At 65.4% G+C, this 15,862-nt stretch carries 16 protein-coding genes; 8 read left to right on the top strand and 8 right to left on the bottom strand.

What is annotated here, in order from left to right; all coding sequences use genetic code 11:
- The first annotated feature begins 5 nt into the window (after positions 1-5).
- From IF803_RS21520 to IF803_RS21500, 5 genes are all read left to right on the top strand, one after another.
- Positions 6-1,442 (top strand): FAD-dependent oxidoreductase, encoded by a 1,437-nt coding sequence (locus tag IF803_RS21520; RefSeq protein WP_461193385.1) that lies wholly within the window; start codon positions 6-8, stop codon positions 1,440-1,442.
- Between the two features lie 97 nt (positions 1,443-1,539).
- On the top strand, positions 1,540-2,469 hold the full coding sequence (locus IF803_RS21515; protein WP_461193384.1) for a TauD/TfdA dioxygenase family protein: 930 nt from the start codon (positions 1,540-1,542) through the stop codon (positions 2,467-2,469).
- Positions 2,470-2,494: 25 nt separating this feature from the next.
- Positions 2,495-3,550: an ABC transporter substrate-binding protein gene (locus tag IF803_RS21510; protein ID WP_461193383.1), complete on the top strand. Its 1,056-nt coding sequence runs from the start codon at positions 2,495-2,497 to the stop codon at positions 3,548-3,550.
- Complete coding sequence (locus IF803_RS21505; RefSeq protein ID WP_028338444.1) at positions 3,547-4,413, top strand: ABC transporter ATP-binding protein; 867 nt, start codon at positions 3,547-3,549, stop codon at positions 4,411-4,413. Before IF803_RS21510 ends, IF803_RS21505 begins: the two co-directional genes overlap by 4 nt.
- Positions 4,406-5,275, top strand: a complete 870-nt coding sequence (locus IF803_RS21500; RefSeq protein WP_028338445.1) for an ABC transporter permease — start codon at positions 4,406-4,408, stop codon at positions 5,273-5,275. Before IF803_RS21505 ends, IF803_RS21500 begins: the two co-directional genes overlap by 8 nt.
- Positions 5,276-5,284: 9 nt before the next feature.
- On the opposite strand, the gene epsC is transcribed toward IF803_RS21500, so the two are convergent.
- The 7 genes from epsC to IF803_RS21465 form a co-directional block, all read right to left on the bottom strand.
- A complete protein-coding gene (gene epsC, locus IF803_RS21495) occupies positions 5,285-6,238 on the bottom strand; it encodes a serine O-acetyltransferase EpsC (protein ID WP_461193382.1) in 954 nt (317 codons plus the stop codon).
- A 19-nt stretch (positions 6,239-6,257) separates the two neighbouring features.
- Positions 6,258-6,830, bottom strand: a complete 573-nt coding sequence (locus IF803_RS21490; RefSeq protein WP_028338447.1) for a flavin reductase family protein — start codon at positions 6,828-6,830, stop codon at positions 6,258-6,260.
- Positions 6,831-6,967: 137 nt separating this feature from the next.
- Complete coding sequence (locus IF803_RS21485) at positions 6,968-8,197, bottom strand: acyl-CoA dehydrogenase family protein (protein WP_028338448.1); 1,230 nt, start codon at positions 8,195-8,197, stop codon at positions 6,968-6,970.
- A gap of 42 nt (positions 8,198-8,239) precedes the next feature.
- On the bottom strand, positions 8,240-9,244 hold the full coding sequence (locus IF803_RS21480; RefSeq protein ID WP_028338449.1) for an NrtA/SsuA/CpmA family ABC transporter substrate-binding protein: 1,005 nt from the start codon (positions 9,242-9,244) through the stop codon (positions 8,240-8,242).
- 10 nt (positions 9,245-9,254) lie between these two features.
- Entirely contained in the window at positions 9,255-9,980 is a 726-nt protein-coding gene (locus IF803_RS21475; protein WP_461193381.1) for an ABC transporter ATP-binding protein, read from the bottom strand.
- On the bottom strand, positions 9,977-10,732 hold the full coding sequence (locus IF803_RS21470) for an ABC transporter permease subunit (protein WP_085970476.1): 756 nt from the start codon (positions 10,730-10,732) through the stop codon (positions 9,977-9,979). Before IF803_RS21470 ends, IF803_RS21475 begins: the two co-directional genes overlap by 4 nt.
- 147 nt (positions 10,733-10,879) lie before the next feature.
- Positions 10,880-11,161 carry a hypothetical protein gene (locus tag IF803_RS21465; RefSeq protein WP_155258325.1) on the bottom strand — a complete coding sequence of 94 codons (282 nt, stop codon included), beginning with the start codon at positions 11,159-11,161 and terminating at the stop codon, positions 10,880-10,882.
- Here IF803_RS21465 and IF803_RS21460 point away from each other — a divergent pair.
- Positions 11,152-12,243 (top strand): LLM class flavin-dependent oxidoreductase, encoded by a 1,092-nt coding sequence (locus tag IF803_RS21460; RefSeq protein WP_411781486.1) that lies wholly within the window; start codon positions 11,152-11,154, stop codon positions 12,241-12,243. The two genes, IF803_RS21465 and IF803_RS21460, sit on opposite strands and share 10 nt — an antisense overlap.
- Before the next feature lie 5 nt (positions 12,244-12,248).
- Here IF803_RS21460 and IF803_RS21455 read toward each other — a convergent pair whose 3' ends face one another.
- On the bottom strand, positions 12,249-13,589 hold the full coding sequence (locus IF803_RS21455; protein WP_461193380.1) for an LLM class flavin-dependent oxidoreductase: 1,341 nt from the start codon (positions 13,587-13,589) through the stop codon (positions 12,249-12,251).
- Positions 13,590-13,902: 313 nt separating this feature from the next.
- Between IF803_RS21455 and IF803_RS21450 the strand changes: the two genes are divergently transcribed.
- Both IF803_RS21450 and IF803_RS21445 read left to right on the top strand, forming a co-directional pair.
- On the top strand, positions 13,903-15,531 hold the full coding sequence (locus tag IF803_RS21450) for an FAD-dependent oxidoreductase (RefSeq protein ID WP_461193379.1): 1,629 nt from the start codon (positions 13,903-13,905) through the stop codon (positions 15,529-15,531).
- Entirely contained in the window at positions 15,528-15,848 is a 321-nt protein-coding gene (locus tag IF803_RS21445; RefSeq protein ID WP_016840109.1) for a 4Fe-4S dicluster domain-containing protein, read from the top strand. Before IF803_RS21450 ends, IF803_RS21445 begins: the two co-directional genes overlap by 4 nt.
- The last annotated feature ends 14 nt before the right edge of the window (positions 15,849-15,862 follow it).

Below are 15,862 nucleotides of genomic sequence, written 5' to 3'. Positions count from 1 at the left end.
CATTCATGCCGCAATCCGATCCTGACAGCGTCGCCCGCGAGGCCCTCCGGCTGATCGGGGCCGACCCGCAGAACTGGGTGCCTGATCGCGACGGGATCGATCACAACGTCGTCGTGGTTGGCGGTGGCCAGTCCGGTGCGGCCTTCGCGTTTGCGTTTCGGCGCGCCGGGATCGGCAGGGTTTCGGTGATCGATGCCGCCGCCGACGCCAGCAAGGCCGGCGTGTGGTTGACGAGCGCGCGAATGCACAAGCTCCGTACCCCGAAGACGCTTCCAGGTCCGGAGCACGGTCTGCCCGGTCTTGGTTTCCAGGCATGGTATGAAGCACGCCATGGCGCGGCGGCCTTCGACGCGCTCGATCGGATTCCGCGGCTCGATTGGGCGGCCTATCTCGACTGGTATCGCCGCGTGACCGGCGCCGGCATTCGTTACGGTACGCGGCTGCTCCGCATCGAGCCCGCAGCCGATCATCTGCGGTTACATCTGGAGCGGAGCGGGGTCACGTCCATCGAGACCACGCGCAAGCTGGTGCTCGCAACCGGTTTTGCGGGTAGCGGGGGCGCTTATGTCCCTGACGCGCTGCGGGCCCTACCGAAGCGATTCCACGCGCATACTTCGGAGAAGATCGATTTCAGGCCGCTGCGTGGTCTCTCCGTTGCGGTGGTCGGGAGTGCTGCGTCGGCCTTCGATGCGGCGGCCGCGGCCCTTGAGGCCGGAGCGCGTGACGTTCATCTGTTTGCGCGCCGGGAGACCTTGGCCGCGTTGCCGGTCATTCGGATCCGCGGCTACCCGGGAGCCTATGACAATTATGGCAGCTTGCCTGATGCGGTGCGCTGGCATCAGGCGATTCGGTTCAGGCAGGCTGGGTCGACCCCGCCGCCGGATGCGATCTCGCGCGCGGTCGCCTTTCCCAATTTTCATCTGCATCTGGGCGCGCCATGGACCTCGGCGCAATTGAAGGGGGCACGGCCGGTCGCCATCACTCCGCAGGGTGAGTTCGCGTTCGATTTCGCGATTGCGGGGACCGGCTATTCCGTCGATCTTGGCGCGCAGTCAGAGCTCGGCGACTTCGTCGACGAAATCCTGCTGTGGCGAGATCGCTTCGTGCCGCCTGACGGCGAAAAGGACGATGGCTTGGCAGCCTATCCTTATCTCGGGTCCGGGCACGAGTATCTGGAGAAAGTTCCGGGCCGCGCGCCGTATCTGAAGGACATTCACGTCTTCAACCCGGCGGCATTTGTCAGCTTCGGCCTGCCGATCGGCGACGTTCCAAGCTTCAAGCGCGACATTCCGGGGATCACGGCCAGGATCAGCCGCGATCTGTTCCTGGCCGACCTCGCATCTCACGAGGCGCGCATCAACGGAGAGATCGCAGGGGATTTCACCGCCGATCTCTATGCGCCGGCTGTCTGGCGGCCACCGCAGCCCGTCGCGGCGGAATAGCGAGGATCACGACCACATCATTCATCTCCGCCGTCGTTTCCGCGACCGGCGCATGGCGGAGCCTTGTCCAGGGGATCGCGGCGACGAGACCAACATCATGAGCAACACGACCAGCATCGACAACGTCATTCCGCGCGCCGACATCGTCAAGCGTGCTGCCCGGCTTGGTGCCGAGATCAAGAATGTGAAGCTGTCGGGTGACCTTCCCGACGCGGTCATCCGTGCCATCAACCAGGTGCTGCTCGAGCACAAGGTGATCTTCTTTCGCGACCAGGGGCACCTCGACGACGGCGAGCAGGAGCGCTTCGCGGTCAGGCTCGGCAAACTGGTGCCGCATCCGACCATCGGCCCGAGCAAGGGCACGTCGTCGATCCTCGAGCTGGATTCGGGGCGTGGTGGCGGCCGCGCGGACCAATGGCACACCGACGTCACGTTCGTCGATGCCTATCCGAAGATCTCGGTGCTGCGCGGCGTGGTAATCCCGCCCTATGGCGGTGACACCGTCTGGTCGAACACGGCGGCGGCCTATCTCGACCTGCCGGAACCACTGCGCAAGCTCGCCGACGAGCTCTGGGCGGTTCACAGCAATGCCTATGATTACGCGGTGAAGTCTCGCGCCACCGACGCCGACAGAAAGCATTTCGACGAGGTATTCACCGGGACGATCTATGAGACCGAGCATCCGGTCGTGCGCGTCCATCCCGAAACGGGCGAGCACACGCTGGTGCTCGGCAATTTCGTCCAGCGCTTTGTCGGCCTGCCGAAATATGACGGCCAGAAGCTGTTCGATCTGTTCCAGTCTCACATCACGGCTCCCGAGAACACCGTGCGCTGGAGCTGGCGGGCCGGAGACGTCGCGATCTGGGACAATCGCGCGACCCAGCATTACGCAGTCAATGACTACGGCGAACAGCATCGCGTGGTGCGCCGCGCCACCATCGATGGCGAGGTGCCGGTCAGCGTCGACGGCCGCCACAGCGTGACGCGGATCAAATCGCCGAAGCCGCAGGCGGCGAAGGCCGCCTGAGCATGTCGCCTATTGGAGCAACACGATGAATGCCATCATTCGAATTCTGCGCGCGCGGCGAGCCGCCGCGCGCCGGGCGGCGCGATTGCTGCTGGCCGGCGCCTTTGCGGCGGGCCTGATCGCTCCGGCCTTCGCCGAGCCACCGCTCGAGAAGACCGAGATCCGCTATCAGGGCTGGGCCGGGCAGGTGACGTTCACCGAGCTCGCCGAGGACCTCGGCTACCTCGCGCCCCTCAAGCTCAAATGGGTCGGCAACACCATCAGCGGACCGCAGGACATCCAGACCGTCGTCACCGGCGACATCGACGTCGGCGGCGCTTTCTATGGCGCGATTATCAAGCTGATCGCGGCCAAGGCGCCGATAAAGGCGGTGGTCGGCTACTACGGTTCCGACGCAAACACCTATTACGGCTACTATGTGAAGGACGACAGTCCGATCAAGACGGCCCGCGACCTGATCGGCAAGAAGGTCGCGGTCAATACGCTTGGCGCCCATCTGGAGTTCGTGCTGCGTGAGTATCTGGCGCGGAACGGCCTTGGCGCCGGCGAGGCCAAGCAGGTGACATTGGTGGCGGTCCCACCCGTCACCGGCGAGCAGGCGCTGCGGCAAGGGCAGGTCGAGGTGAGCGCGCTCAGCGGCGTGTTGCGCGACAAGGCGCTGGAGCGTGGCGGAATCCGTTCGCTCTTCAACGATACCGATCTGTTCGGACAATTCACCGGCGGTGCCTATGTGCTGCGGGAGAAGTTCATCAAGGACAATCCGAACACCGCCCGCAAGCTGGTTGAGGGTATCTCGCGAGCCATTCAGTGGGCGCAGACGACGCCGCCCGATGAAGTGCGGGCCCGCTTCGACCGGATCATCACGGAGCGCAAGCGCAACGAGGATGCCTCCTCAATCAAGTACTGGAAGAGCACCGGCGTCGCGTCCAAGGGCGGCGTGATCTCGGATGCCGAGCTGCAGGTCTGGATCGACTGGCTGGTCAAGGACGGCCTGCTCAAGCCGGGCCAGATCAAGGCTTCGGACACCTACACCAACGAGTTCAACTATTTCCGTCCCGGAAGGACGGCGGAGGCGCGATGACGTCGGTCAAGATCAGCTTTGACAAGGTCCGCAAGGAGTTCGTCACCCGAGGCGAGGGAGGCCGGCCGGCGGGCCGCTTCACCGCGCTCGAGGACATCACGTTCGACGTCCGCGCCGGCGAATTCCTGGCCCTGGTCGGTCCAAGCGGTTGCGGCAAGTCGACATTGCTCGATCTGCTCGGCGGGCTTGCGAGGCCGACCAGCGGCCGCATCCTGCTCGACGGCCGGCCGATCGTCGGGCCCGGACGCGACCGCGGCGTCGTCTTCCAGCAGTATGCGCTGTTTCCATGGCGCACCGCCGCGCAGAATGTCGAGTTCGGGCTCGACATTGCCGGCCTCAAGCCGAAGCAGCGCGGAGAGATTGCGCGGCACTTTCTCGACCTGGTCGGGCTGTCCGGTTTTGCTGACCGTTATCCGCATGAGCTCTCCGGCGGCATGAAGCAGCGCGTCGCGATCGCGCGCAGCCTTGCCTATGATCCGGAGGTGCTGCTGATGGACGAGCCGTTCGCCGCGCTCGATGCCCAGACGCGCGAAACGCTGCAAGGCGAGTTGCTGCGGATCTGGCGTGCCACCGGCAAGACCATCATCTTCATCACTCATGGCATCGACGAGGCCGTTGTGCTCGGTCAGCGCGTGGCGGTCATGACGTCGCGTCCGGGCCGGATCAAACAGATTGTCGACATCCCCGCGGCCTTGCGCAGCGAAGCCGAGGATGTGCGCTCGTTGTCGGAATTCGGTCGCGTGCGCCATGAGATCTGGAGCCTGCTCCGCGAGGAAGTGCAGAAGGCGCAGCAGGGGCAATCGGCGGGCAGGGTCAGCGCAGGCCGTGCCGACCGTGAAGTAAAGGAAGTCGCTCATGTCTAGCCTGGAGATGCTGACATTGCTGGAGCTCGCGCATGGGCGGCGAGACGAGCATACGCCGGCGGTGCGGTCACCGCTGGTGAGCGCGGTCCGCGCCGCGACCCGCGGTCTGGCAGCTTTCGGGCGCCGTTCCCTGCTGCTGATCGCCCTTCTGGCGATCTGGGAGGCCACGCCCAGGCTCGGCTTGATCGACGCGGTGTTCCTGCCGCCCTTCTCTGACGTCATCGCCGCAGGCTGGCAGCTCGCGCAAACCGGCGAGCTCTATGACGACGCCTCCGCGAGCCTGCTCCGCGCCCTGAGCGGGTTTCTGGTGTCAGTCGTACTGTTCGTCCCGCTCGGGCTGGCCGTCGGCTGGTACACTAGGCTCGGCGATCTGCTGAACCAGTTCATCGAGATTTGCCGCAATACCGCGCCGCTCGCGCTGTTGCCGGTGTTCATCCTGCTGCTCGGCATCGGTGAGCTCTCGAAGGTCACGATGGTGGTCTATAGCTGCGCCTGGCCGCTCCTGCTCAACACCATCGCCGCGGTGAAGCAGGTCGATCCGCTCTTGATCAAGTCGGCGCGGACCATGGGCGCGACCCCGCAGCAGCTGTTCCGCAAGGTGATCCTGCCGGCGGCGCTGCCGACGATCTTTGTCGGCATTCGCCTCGCCAGTGCGTCAGCCATGCTGGTGCTGGTCGCATCCGAGATGGTCGGCGCCAAGGCCGGTCTCGGCTATCTCATCATCAACAGCCAGTACAGCTTCCTGATCCCGCAGATGTATTTCGGCATAACCGGGATCACCGTGATCGGGCTGGCATTCAATGCCGTCCTGGAGGCGTTGGAACGGCGCTTGATGCGATGGAAGGCACAGGTCGCGGCGTGAGGCCGTGGTTCAGGCGCCGCTCGGACTGTTTCGTGCGGTGGCCTGCGCCACAATGCTGTTCGGCGGCACGTCCTTGGTCAGCCAGACGTTGCCGCCGATGGTCGACCCGCGGCCGATCGTGATCCGGCCGAGTATGGTTGCGCCGGCGTAGATCACGACGTCATCCTCGACGATCGGATGGCGGGCGTCGCCCTTGATCACATGGCCCTCGTCGTCGGTCGGGAAATGCCGCGCGCCGAGCGTGACGGCCTGATAGACCCGGACATTGTTGCCGATGATGGCGGTTTCGCCGATCACGACGCCGGTTCCGTGATCGATGAAGAATCCGGAACCGATCCGAGCGCCCGGATGGATATCGATGCCGGTCCTTGTGTGGGCGATCTCTGACATCAGGCGCGCCACCAGCCGCGCGCCGGTCTGGTAGAGCAGATGCGCAAGGCGATGGTGGATGATGGCGGTCATCCCGGGATAGCCGATCAGGATCTCGGGAAAATTCCGCGCCGCCGGGTCTCCAACGAATGCCGCCCGCAGATCGTTGATCAGAAGTCCGCGGACCGACGGCAGTTGGGTGGCGAATGCGCGTGTCAGCTCGATCGCCTCTTCGTGCGCAAAGCCCGGCTCCAGCTCGTCGCCAACGAACAGCGCGCCGCGATGGATCTGCGCGCTGAGCGAATCCAATGCTATGCTCAGCGTATTGCCGACGAAATAGTCGATGTTCTCGCCGTCGAGGTCCGATTGGCCGTAGTGGCGCGGAAACAGCGCCTCGGTGAGGCCATCCAGGATCGCCTCCAGCACGTCGCGCGAGGGCGCACGGCGGGCCTCGCCGTCTTGCCGGATGCTGTGGGTCTCCTCCCGCGACGTGCGCAACTCGGCCACGATCCGGTCGAGCTGCCAGCGGCCTGGTGGTCTGCTGACCGCACCGGCCGTTGACGGAGGCGATGCTGGCGGCAATTCGCGTTTCATGCTGCGCCCTTTCTCTGTTCTAACGGACATGCGCCAGAGGAATGCTGACTTCGGCCAATAGGTCGAGATCGGCTTCGTGATCGATCTGGACATACTGTCCATTCCAGTAAGTGAGGCCGGACAGCCGATGCGACAATTCCATGCTGGCGAGGCGGCCCACGATGATGCCATGGGAATGCCGCTCGATGATCTCCTCGACCTGGCATTCGATCATCGCAAGCGACCGCTGCAGCAACGGCACGCCCGAGGCTCCATGGGTCCAGTCGGTGCCCTCGAAGCGTTCCCTGCCTTTCAGCCGGCCATTGCTGAAGCGCTCGGCCAGGGCCTGCTGGTCGGAGCCGAGGATGTTGACGCCGAACAGCCGATGGCGCGCGATCGGTGCGAAGGACGATGCCTGCCGGTTGATGCTGACCAGCAACCGGGGTGGGCTGGCGCTGAGCGACGTCAGCGAGGTCACCGTCATGCCGGTGATGTCCTCACCCTGTCCTGCGGTGATGATGCAAACGCCGCCCGGGAGGCGGCGCATGACAAGGCGAAATTGACGCTCGACCTCGTGGTCGGCGTCGACAAGATGAATATCCGGCCTGCTCATCGGGATTCTCCCTTGCATTGCCTCGCCGGATTGGACCTCGCCAGAGCGTTTTCGAGCGAAGTGATACCGGTTCGCGTGAAGAAAACGCATCAAAACAACAAGCCAGAGCTCCGTTCCGATTCGATCGGAGCGGGGCTCTAGAAGAAGCCCTTGGCGGGTAGCGGCGTGCCGCTGATCTCGTATTGTCCGATCGAGCGCGCCTTGAAGGTGTTTGGATTGTGCGACGCCAGCGTGCGCGCGTTGCGCCAGTGGCGGTCGAAATTGGTCGCCTTCTTGGTGGCCGATGCACCGCCGACGTCGAACAGCAGGCTGCCGCTCCGGATCGCGAATTCGTCCGCAACGATCTTGGCCTTGGCCGACAGCAGCGCCGCCCTGTGCGCGGCATCGACGGCGTTTTCGTCGCCTGCATCGAAAGCGTCGGTGGCGGCATCGAGCGCCTCCGCGGCCGCAAGCACCACGGTCTCGGCGGCGAACGCGCCGCTGGCGATCTGGCCGACGGTCTGTTGCAGCAGCGGGTCGTCCGCCGGAACCTCGCTCGGCGCGTAATAGAACGTTCGCTTGCGGGTCCGCACCAGGGCGCTGGCGTCGCGCAGCACGGCGCGCGCGATGCCGGCATTGATCGCGGTCAGGAAGAGCTGGGCAAATGTGTTGGAGTAGGGAATGCCATAGCCGGTGTCCGGTGCATCGAACACGACCTCCTGGCGCTTGACGCGCACGCTGCGGAAGTGAGTGGTGCCGGTCGCCGTCAATCGTTGCCCGAGGCCGTCCCAGTCATCGATGAGCTCAATGCCTTCGCGGTTGACCGGAATCAGCACGGCGGCATTGGTGGCGGATGCGTCGGCGGTGCGAACGAGGACGTAGTCCGAATACAGCGTGCCGGTGCTGTAGTACTTCGTGCCGTTGAGCAAATAGTCGTCGCCGTCGGCAGTGAGTGTCGTGTTCGGCGTGACGTTGCCGACCTTCGGCGTGTCGAGTTCGGTCGCCGCAAGCCCGATGATCGCGCCGTCGGCGACTGCCTTCTGCCACTGCCTGTGCTGATCGTCCTTCGGCCGGCGCACCAGGCGTTCGACGACGCTGAAATGGTTGCGCAGGATATGCGCGACATTGGCGTCGGCCTCGCCGAGACCGATGACGATCTCGAACAATGCGCGAATCGACAGACCCGCGCCGCCGGATTCGGTCGGAAGCCGCAACGCGCCGAGGCGGGCCTTGCGAATGAGATCGACTTGCGCGAACGGCAGGACGCGCTCGCGTTCGCGGTCGGCGGCGCCTTCCGCGATGCGGCCAAGCAGCGCGTCGATATCGGGCGCGTGGCTGCGGAGGCGGTCGGAAGGCTCCAGCGAGGTAGCGGATAAAGGCTTGTTCATTGGTGTCACTCGAAGCGCGTTGATTAGTCGGACGGTTGTTGATCAGACCTGGGCCAAATGGTCGGTGACCTTGATCGGCTCCGGGAGCACCTTGCGCGCGACCAGCCAGTCGGCGGCCCGTTGCAGCTCGGCGAGGAAGTTTTCGTCGTTGGCGGCGAAGTAGCGATACTGCCGGTTCAGCGCGATGAACTGGTCGCGGACCTGGTCGCTGTATTTGCCGGCCTTTTGCGCGATGTATTCGGCATCCTTGCTGTTCGCGGAGATCCACTTGCCCTCGGCGCGGAAGGCATCGTTGACGGCCCGGACCAGCGCAGGATTGTCGGTCGCGAATTTTCGGGTGGTCAGGTAGGACGTGTAGTCGATCTGGAACTCGAGATCGCGACCTTCCAGGAAGATGTCGTGCGCCTTGTATTCGAGCCGCGCGATATCGACGCCCGGGCTCCACATCGACCAGGCGTCGACCTTCCCGGAGGCCAGCGCCGGCGCTGCGTCCGGCGGGTTGAGATAGACGAACGTCACCTTGGAGCGGTCGACCTTGTGCTTCTCGAGCGCCGCAACCAGCAGGAATTCGCCGAGACCCGAACGGTTCACCGCCACCGACTTGCCGACGAGATCCTCGACCTTGTTTATGCCGGAGTCATCCCGCGCAATGATCGCAGTGGTGCGCGGCTCGTAGACCACGAATTGCGTGAACACCAGCGGCGAGCCGGCGATGATCGCGGCGAGTGCCGGCGTCGTGCTGCCGCCGAAGCTGAAATCGGCGCTGCCGCCGGTCACAGCCTGCAGCGTCGGTGCATGATTGGGGAACGGCCCGAGCCACTCGACCTTGATGCCGTCCCTGGCCAGCAGCTTCTCGAACTCGCCGCGCTCCTTGGCGATCAGATTGAGGCCGCTCAAACCCCAGGTCAGACGCACCGTGTCGGTGACGCGGCCGGTCGCCGCATGCGCCGGCTCGGACAGGTCAAAGCCGGCAAGCGCGCCGACGCCGAAGGCGGCGCCGCCAAGGAAGCTGCGACGGGTGGGGTTGGTGAATCGTAGGATAGACATCGAGTGGTCCTCAGGCAGGAATGGGGTGAGAGGCGCCGACGCCGAGCTCCGCCAGCAGCTCGGTGCGGGCGATCGGCGCTGCGCCGTTACGTTTCATGCGATGCTCGAACGCGATCCGGCCCTCGCGCATCACCAGGATGCGGTCGGCGAGCGCGATCGCCTCGTCGACGTCGTGAGTGACCAGGAGAACGCCGGGCCGATGGACGGCGACCAGTTCGCGCACCAGATCGTGCATGCGAATGCGGGTCAGCGCGTCGAGCGCGGCAAAGGGCTCATCGAGCAGGAGCAGCTCGGGCTCCTGCACCAGCGCGCGCGCCAGCGCCACACGCTGCGCCTGTCCGCCCGAGAGGTTGCGCGGCCAGTCATCGAGACGGCCGCCGAGTCCGACCTCGGTGAGCGCTGTGGCGGCGCGCTGACGGGCGTCGCTCGCATTGAGGCCGAGTGAGACGTTGCGCCACAGACTGTCCCACGGAAGCAGCCGGTGCTCCTGGAAAACGACGGCCGGCCGCCGCGGTGCCGTGATGCGCCCGTCGTCGATCGCATCGAGTCCGGCCAGCGCCCGCAGCAGCGTAGTCTTGCGGCACCCGCTTTCGCCAAGCAGGACGACGAACTCGCCGCGCTCGATGCGCAGGTTGAGGTTCTCGATCACCACGCGGCTGCCATAGGCGCGATGCAGTCCCGTCACCACGACGGCCGGCGCAATCGCGGCCGGTGAGGGCACGGCGTGCAGCGTCATCGCGCGCCTCCATAGTTCGGATGCCAGGCCAATAGCCGTCGCTCCAGGGCGCGCGCGATGCCGTCGGCGGCGACACCGATCAGCGCATAGATCACGATCGTCAGCACGATCACGTCGGTGCGCAGGAACTCGCGTGCATCCATGGCGAGAAAGCCGATGCCGGACTGGGCGCCGATGGTCTCTGCGACCACCAGTGCCAGCCACGCGGTCGCCAGCGCATAGCGCACACCGGTCAGGATCGAGGGCAGGGCGCCGGGCAGGATGACGCGCCGGATCAGCTCGAGCGTTCCGAGGCCCTGGACGCGGCCGAGCTCGAGCAGCTTCGGGTCGACCTGCCGGATACCCAGCGTGGTGTTGATGTAGATCGGGAAGGCGACGCCGAGCGCGACCAGGAAGACCTTCTGGGCTTCGCCGACGCCGAGCCAGACGATCACCAGCGGCAGCGCGGCGAGAAACGGGATCGCGCGGATCATCTGGATGCTGCGGTCGATCGCGGCCTCCGCGATCCGCGAGAAGCCCACGAGGATGCCGAGCGCGAATCCGACGCTGCCGCCGATCGCAAAACCGGCCGTTGCGCGCAGCAGGCTGACGCCGAGATCGTTCAGCAGGCTTCCGGACGTCGCCAGCTTGAATGCCGTCCGGACGACCTTGCTCGGTGCCGGCAGCACCTGCGGCGAGAGCCAGCCGGCCTGCGCCAGCAATTCCCAGACGATCAGAAGCACGACCGGGGCGAGCCACGACAGCAGCAGCATGCCGCGCCGGCCGATCTCTACTCGTGGCTTCCGGGACGGCGATGCGGTTTGATCGCTGCGCGGCGTTGAATCAAACGCGGTTGATGGCGCAGCCTGTTCGAGGTTGCTCAAGTCTGTTCGGTCCTCATCCAACACGGCGCGCGGACGTCATTGATCGCGCGCGGCATGGTCTGCCGTTCTCTCGATTGACGGTTCGTCGTCGTTCGAAAGGGCGCGCGGCTCATGCGACGCAAACTGTCCCACGAATTTTCTCGAACAGAAATAGAGCCGTATTCCAATTGTCGCTGCGTCCGGAGTTTTCTGGTTCATCGGCGCGCGCCGCGCGGCAAGGATAATCTTTTGATGCGCCGCTGCTTGATCTGCCGCCGTGCTTCTTTGAAAACACGCCGACGCAACGTCAGGGAAATCGGAGAGACGGAATGTCGACACGACCGCTTCGCTTTGGCATCTGGGCGCTGGTCCATGGTTCGCGCGCGGCCTATCAGGATCCGGAGGAGCCGTATGACGCATCGTGGGAGCGCAATCGCGACCTCGTGCTTGCCGCCGAAGCGCTGGGCTACGATTCCACGCTGATCGCGCAGCACACCATCAATCCGCATCAGGAGGATTTCGATCAGCTCGAGGCCTGGAGCGCGGCGGCGGCCGTTGCGGCATTGACCAGCCGGATCGAGATCATCGCGGCCATCAAACCCTATCTCTACCACCCGGTGGTTCTGGCCAAGCTTGCGCTCGGGATCGAGAACATCAGCCGCGGACGCTTCGCGATCAACCTGGTCAATGCCTGGAACCGGCCCGAGCTCGACAAGGCCGGCATCGGCTTTGCCGAGCACGATGCCCGTTACGCCTATGGCCGCGAGTGGGTCACGATCGTCTCGCGCCTGATGCAGGGCGAGCGGTTGACCTACAAGGGCGAACATTTCGACGTCCGCGATTATCTGTTGCGGCCGACGAGCCTCTACCGACCGCGACCATTGATCTATGTCGGCGGCGAGTCCGAGCCGGCGCGCGCTTTGGTCGCCGACCACGGCGACGTCTGGTTCATCAACGGTCAGCCGCTCGAGGATGTCGCGGGCCTCATTGCCGACGTGGCGGCGCGGCCACGGACCTCGGCGCCGCTTCGCTTCGGGCTGTCCGCCTTCGTCATCGCGCGCCAGACGCAGGCCGAGGCCCAGGCCGCCTATGAGCGGCTGCTGGAGCTGTCGCGGCAGGACGCCTCGATTAAGGCGATCCAGCGGCAGAACACCGATCCGAAGGTCGTGATGATGCAGACCATGCAGAAGTCGGAGCGGGTCGGCAGCAACGGCGGCACCGCTGCCGGGCTGGTTGGGAGCTATGATGACGTGGCCGCCCGGATCGGGGCGTTCCATGCCGCGGGCATCGAGTTGTTCATGCTGCAGTTCCAGCCTTTCGAGGCCGAGATGGAGCGCTTTGCGAAGGAGATCATCCCGCGCGTCCGCGCAGCGTCATCTGTTGCAAATGATACGCGAGCACTGCTGGCGGGTTCGCGGTAGCTGCGTCACGCGGTTGCGGCGGCTTCCGTCTGACGCGCAAAGCGGCTGATCGGCCGAGGCAAGCCAAAATGCTCACGCAAGGTGGTGCCGGCGTAATTGGTTCGGAACAGACCGCGGCGCTGCAGGATCGGCACCACGCTGTCGACGAAGATTTCGAGCCCCGTCGGCAACACGTCGGGCATCAGATTGAATCCGTCGGCCGCGCCAGCCCTGAACCAGGCCTCGATGTCGTTGGCGATCTGCTCGGGCGTGCCGACGATGATCCGGTGTCCGACCCCACCGCCGAGTGCCCGCAACAATTGCCGGACGGTGAGGTTGCCGCGGCGCGCAAGGTTCACCGTGCCCTGGAACATGGTGTGGTTGGCGTTGGCCGGCAGTGGGAGTGGATCGGGTAGCGGCTTGTCGAGCTCTAGGATCGCAGAATCGACCTGCAACGTGCCGGCGAGACGCGCGAGGCTGTACTCGATCGGAACCAGCCCCCACAGCTCATCCTGCCGCCGTTTCGCCTCGGCTTCAGTGCTGCCGATCACGGTGGCAAGGCCCGGCAGGATGACGATGGTGTCACCGGCGCGACCGTAGGCCGCGGCGCGGGCGCGCAGGTCGCGCGCATAGGCGACGCCTTCCTCGATCGTCTGGGCCAGCGTGAACACGGCTTCGGCCTGCGCGGCAGCGAGATCACGGCCGTCGCTCGAGCCGCCGGCCTGCACGGTCACCGGGCGGCCCTGCGGCGAACGCGGCACGTTGAGCGGACCGGCCACGGAGTAATGGGCGCCGCGATGCGCGATCGGATGAACCTTCGACGTATCGACAAATCGCGCCGAGGACTTGTCGCCGACGAAGGCGTCGTCCTCCCAACTGTCCCACAGTGCATGGACGACCTCGGCGAACTCCTTGGCGCGCTCGTAGCGGGCCTTGTGCTCCAGCACGTTGCTGAGGCCGAAATTTCGGCTGGCCGACGCGTCGGCCGTGGTTACCGCATTCCAGCCGGCGCGGCCGCCGCTCGCCAGGTCCAGGGTCGCGAAGCGGCGTGCGATGTTGTAGGGCTCGTTGTAGGTGGTCGAGGCGGTCGCGATCAGCCCGATATGGCTGGTCGCCGCGGCCACCGACGCCAGCACGATCGTCGGTTCCATCGACATGAAGGAGCGGTAGTCGATGCGGTCGGTGATGGCCGGCGTGTCGGCAAGGAAGATCGCATCGAGCTTGCCGCGCTCGGCGATCTCAGCCACGCGCACATAATGGCCGACGTCGAAGCAGGCGCGAGGATCGCTTTCGGGCATCCGCCACGCCGACGCGTATACGCCGGAGTGCAGCAGGTTGACATTGAGGTGAAGCTGACGATCGGACATGGCTGCCACGCAATGGGGTGAGACGATTCACGAAGTATCGCCTGTCTGGCCGCATGAAAACGAACGGCCGGCGTGTCCATGCAAAAAGAAATATCCGTCCCCGCTGCGCGATCTGCGGACAAATCCGGTGTCGATCTTCTGCGATGAACGGAACGTCCCGCCCGTCGCCGCATGAATATTCTTTGGCGCGCAGCGGCAGGGGAAGCTTCGTCCAAGTCTGTGCAAATATCTGAAATTGCCAGCGAAGCCTACTCGCGTAACGATGCTGTTGCGGCGCATTGCAAGCAATCGGTGCCGCTCGGAGAATTGAGCGATGACAGTCCACGAGCGACGCGCCGAACAGCGAACTGTGCCAGGCGGCTCGGTCGAATTCGACGCTGACGTGCTGGTGATCGGCGGCGGGCCGGCGGGGACGTGGGCTGCGGTGAGCGCCGCCGAGCGCGGCGCACGCGTCGTGCTCGCCGACAAGGGATTTTGCGGCACGTCGGGTGCCACCGCGGCTGCCGGCACCGGCGTCTGGTATGTCGATCCCAATCCGGCGCTGCGTGAGGCCGCGATGGCCAATCGCGAAAAGATCGGCGGACACCTGCAGGATCGCCGCTGGATGGCGCGCGTGCTCGACCAGACCTACGAGGACGGCGATCGTCTGGCTGCCTGGGGTTACCCTTACCCGGTCGACGACAGTGGCAAATCGCAGCGCAACTCGTTGCAAGGGCCGGAATACATGCGCCTGATGCGCAAGCGCACCAAGCAGGCCGGCGTCACCATTCTCGATCACAGCCCGGCGCTTGAGTTGCTGGTGGATGACGACGGCTCGGTTGCGGGAGCCAGCGGCGTGCGCCGCCAGAAGCACGATCGCTGGATCGTGCGCGCCAAGGCTGTCGTCATCGCGACCGGCGGCTGCGCGTTCCTGAGCAAGACGCTGGGATCGAATGTGCTGACCGGAGACGGCTATCTGATGGCCGCGGAGGTCGGAGCCGAGTTCAGCAGCATGGAATTCTCCAACCCTTATGCGATCTCGCCGGCGTTCGGCTCCGTGACCAAGACGTTGTTTTATGGCTGGGCGACCTTCAGCTATGAGGACGGTAGCGTCGTTCCCGGTGCGGCATCCAAGGGCGGGCGATCGGCGATTGCGCGCGCGCTGCTTCAGGGACCGGTCTATGCCCGCCTCGACAAGGCCGACGACGACGTGCAGCGTCACATGCGCGCGTCGCAGCCGAATTTCTTCCTGCCGTTCGATCGCACCGACATCGATCCCTTCAGGGAGCGTTTCCCCGTCACCTTGCGGCTCGAAGGCACCGTGCGCGGCACCGGCGGCCTTCGCATTGTCGACGACAGTTGCGCCACCAGCGTGCCGGGACTCTACGCCGCCGGTGATGCAGCGACGCGCGAATTGATCTGCGGCGGCTTCACCGGTGGCGGCAGCCACAACGCCGCCTGGGCGATGTCATCGGGGACCTGGGCCGGATGGGGCGCTGCCGGCTATGCAAGGCAGTTGGGCCCGGCACGTCAGCGACGGCTGACGTCCGCCGGAACCGTTGCGTTTCGAAGCAGAACGGGTCGCGCATTTGAGCCGGCCGCGCTGGCAAAGGCGGTCCAGGACGAGGTCTATCCGTATGAGCTGAACTATTTCCGGCACGCCTCGCGTCTCGAAGGCGCGTTGGCGCGGCTCGATGCGGAATGGTCCGACGCCTCGGCGGCCGATGCGGCGAGCAAGGACGATCTGCTGCGCGCCCGCGAGAGCGCGGCCATGCTGGCGACATCGCGCTGGATGTACCGCAGCGCGCTGGCGCGGAACGAAAGCCGCGGCATGCATCGCCGCGACGACTATCCCGATCAGGACGACCGCCAACGCCATTACGTGACGAGCGGCGGCCTCGACGAGGTCTGGACCACGGTGCGGCCGCATGCCGAGGCCAGCTATGCAGAGGCCGCGGAATGATCGAGGTGATCGACGCCGAGCGCTGCACGTCCTGCGACATCTGCGTGAATGTCTGCCCCACCAATGTCTTCGACAAGACGGAGGGGATTCCGGTGATCGCCCGTCAGGGCGATTGCCAGACCTGTTTCCTCTGCGAACTGTATTGTCCCGAGGACGCGCTTTACGTGTCGCCTTATGCGGAGGAGCCTCGCCCGACCGATGTGGTCGCGCTGCGGCAGACTGCTGCGTTGGGCAGTTACCGCCGCGCGGTCGGCTGGACCGACGAGACGCGCGATCTCCGCGGCATCGACCGCAGCTATCTGCTCTTTGGTCATTGAGCCGGGCTGCGCCC

The organism is Bradyrhizobium sp. UFLA06-06, assembly GCF_054820065.1.
Note: the sequence above shows the minus strand (reverse complement) of the source record. Positions and strands in the feature narration are given on the sequence as shown.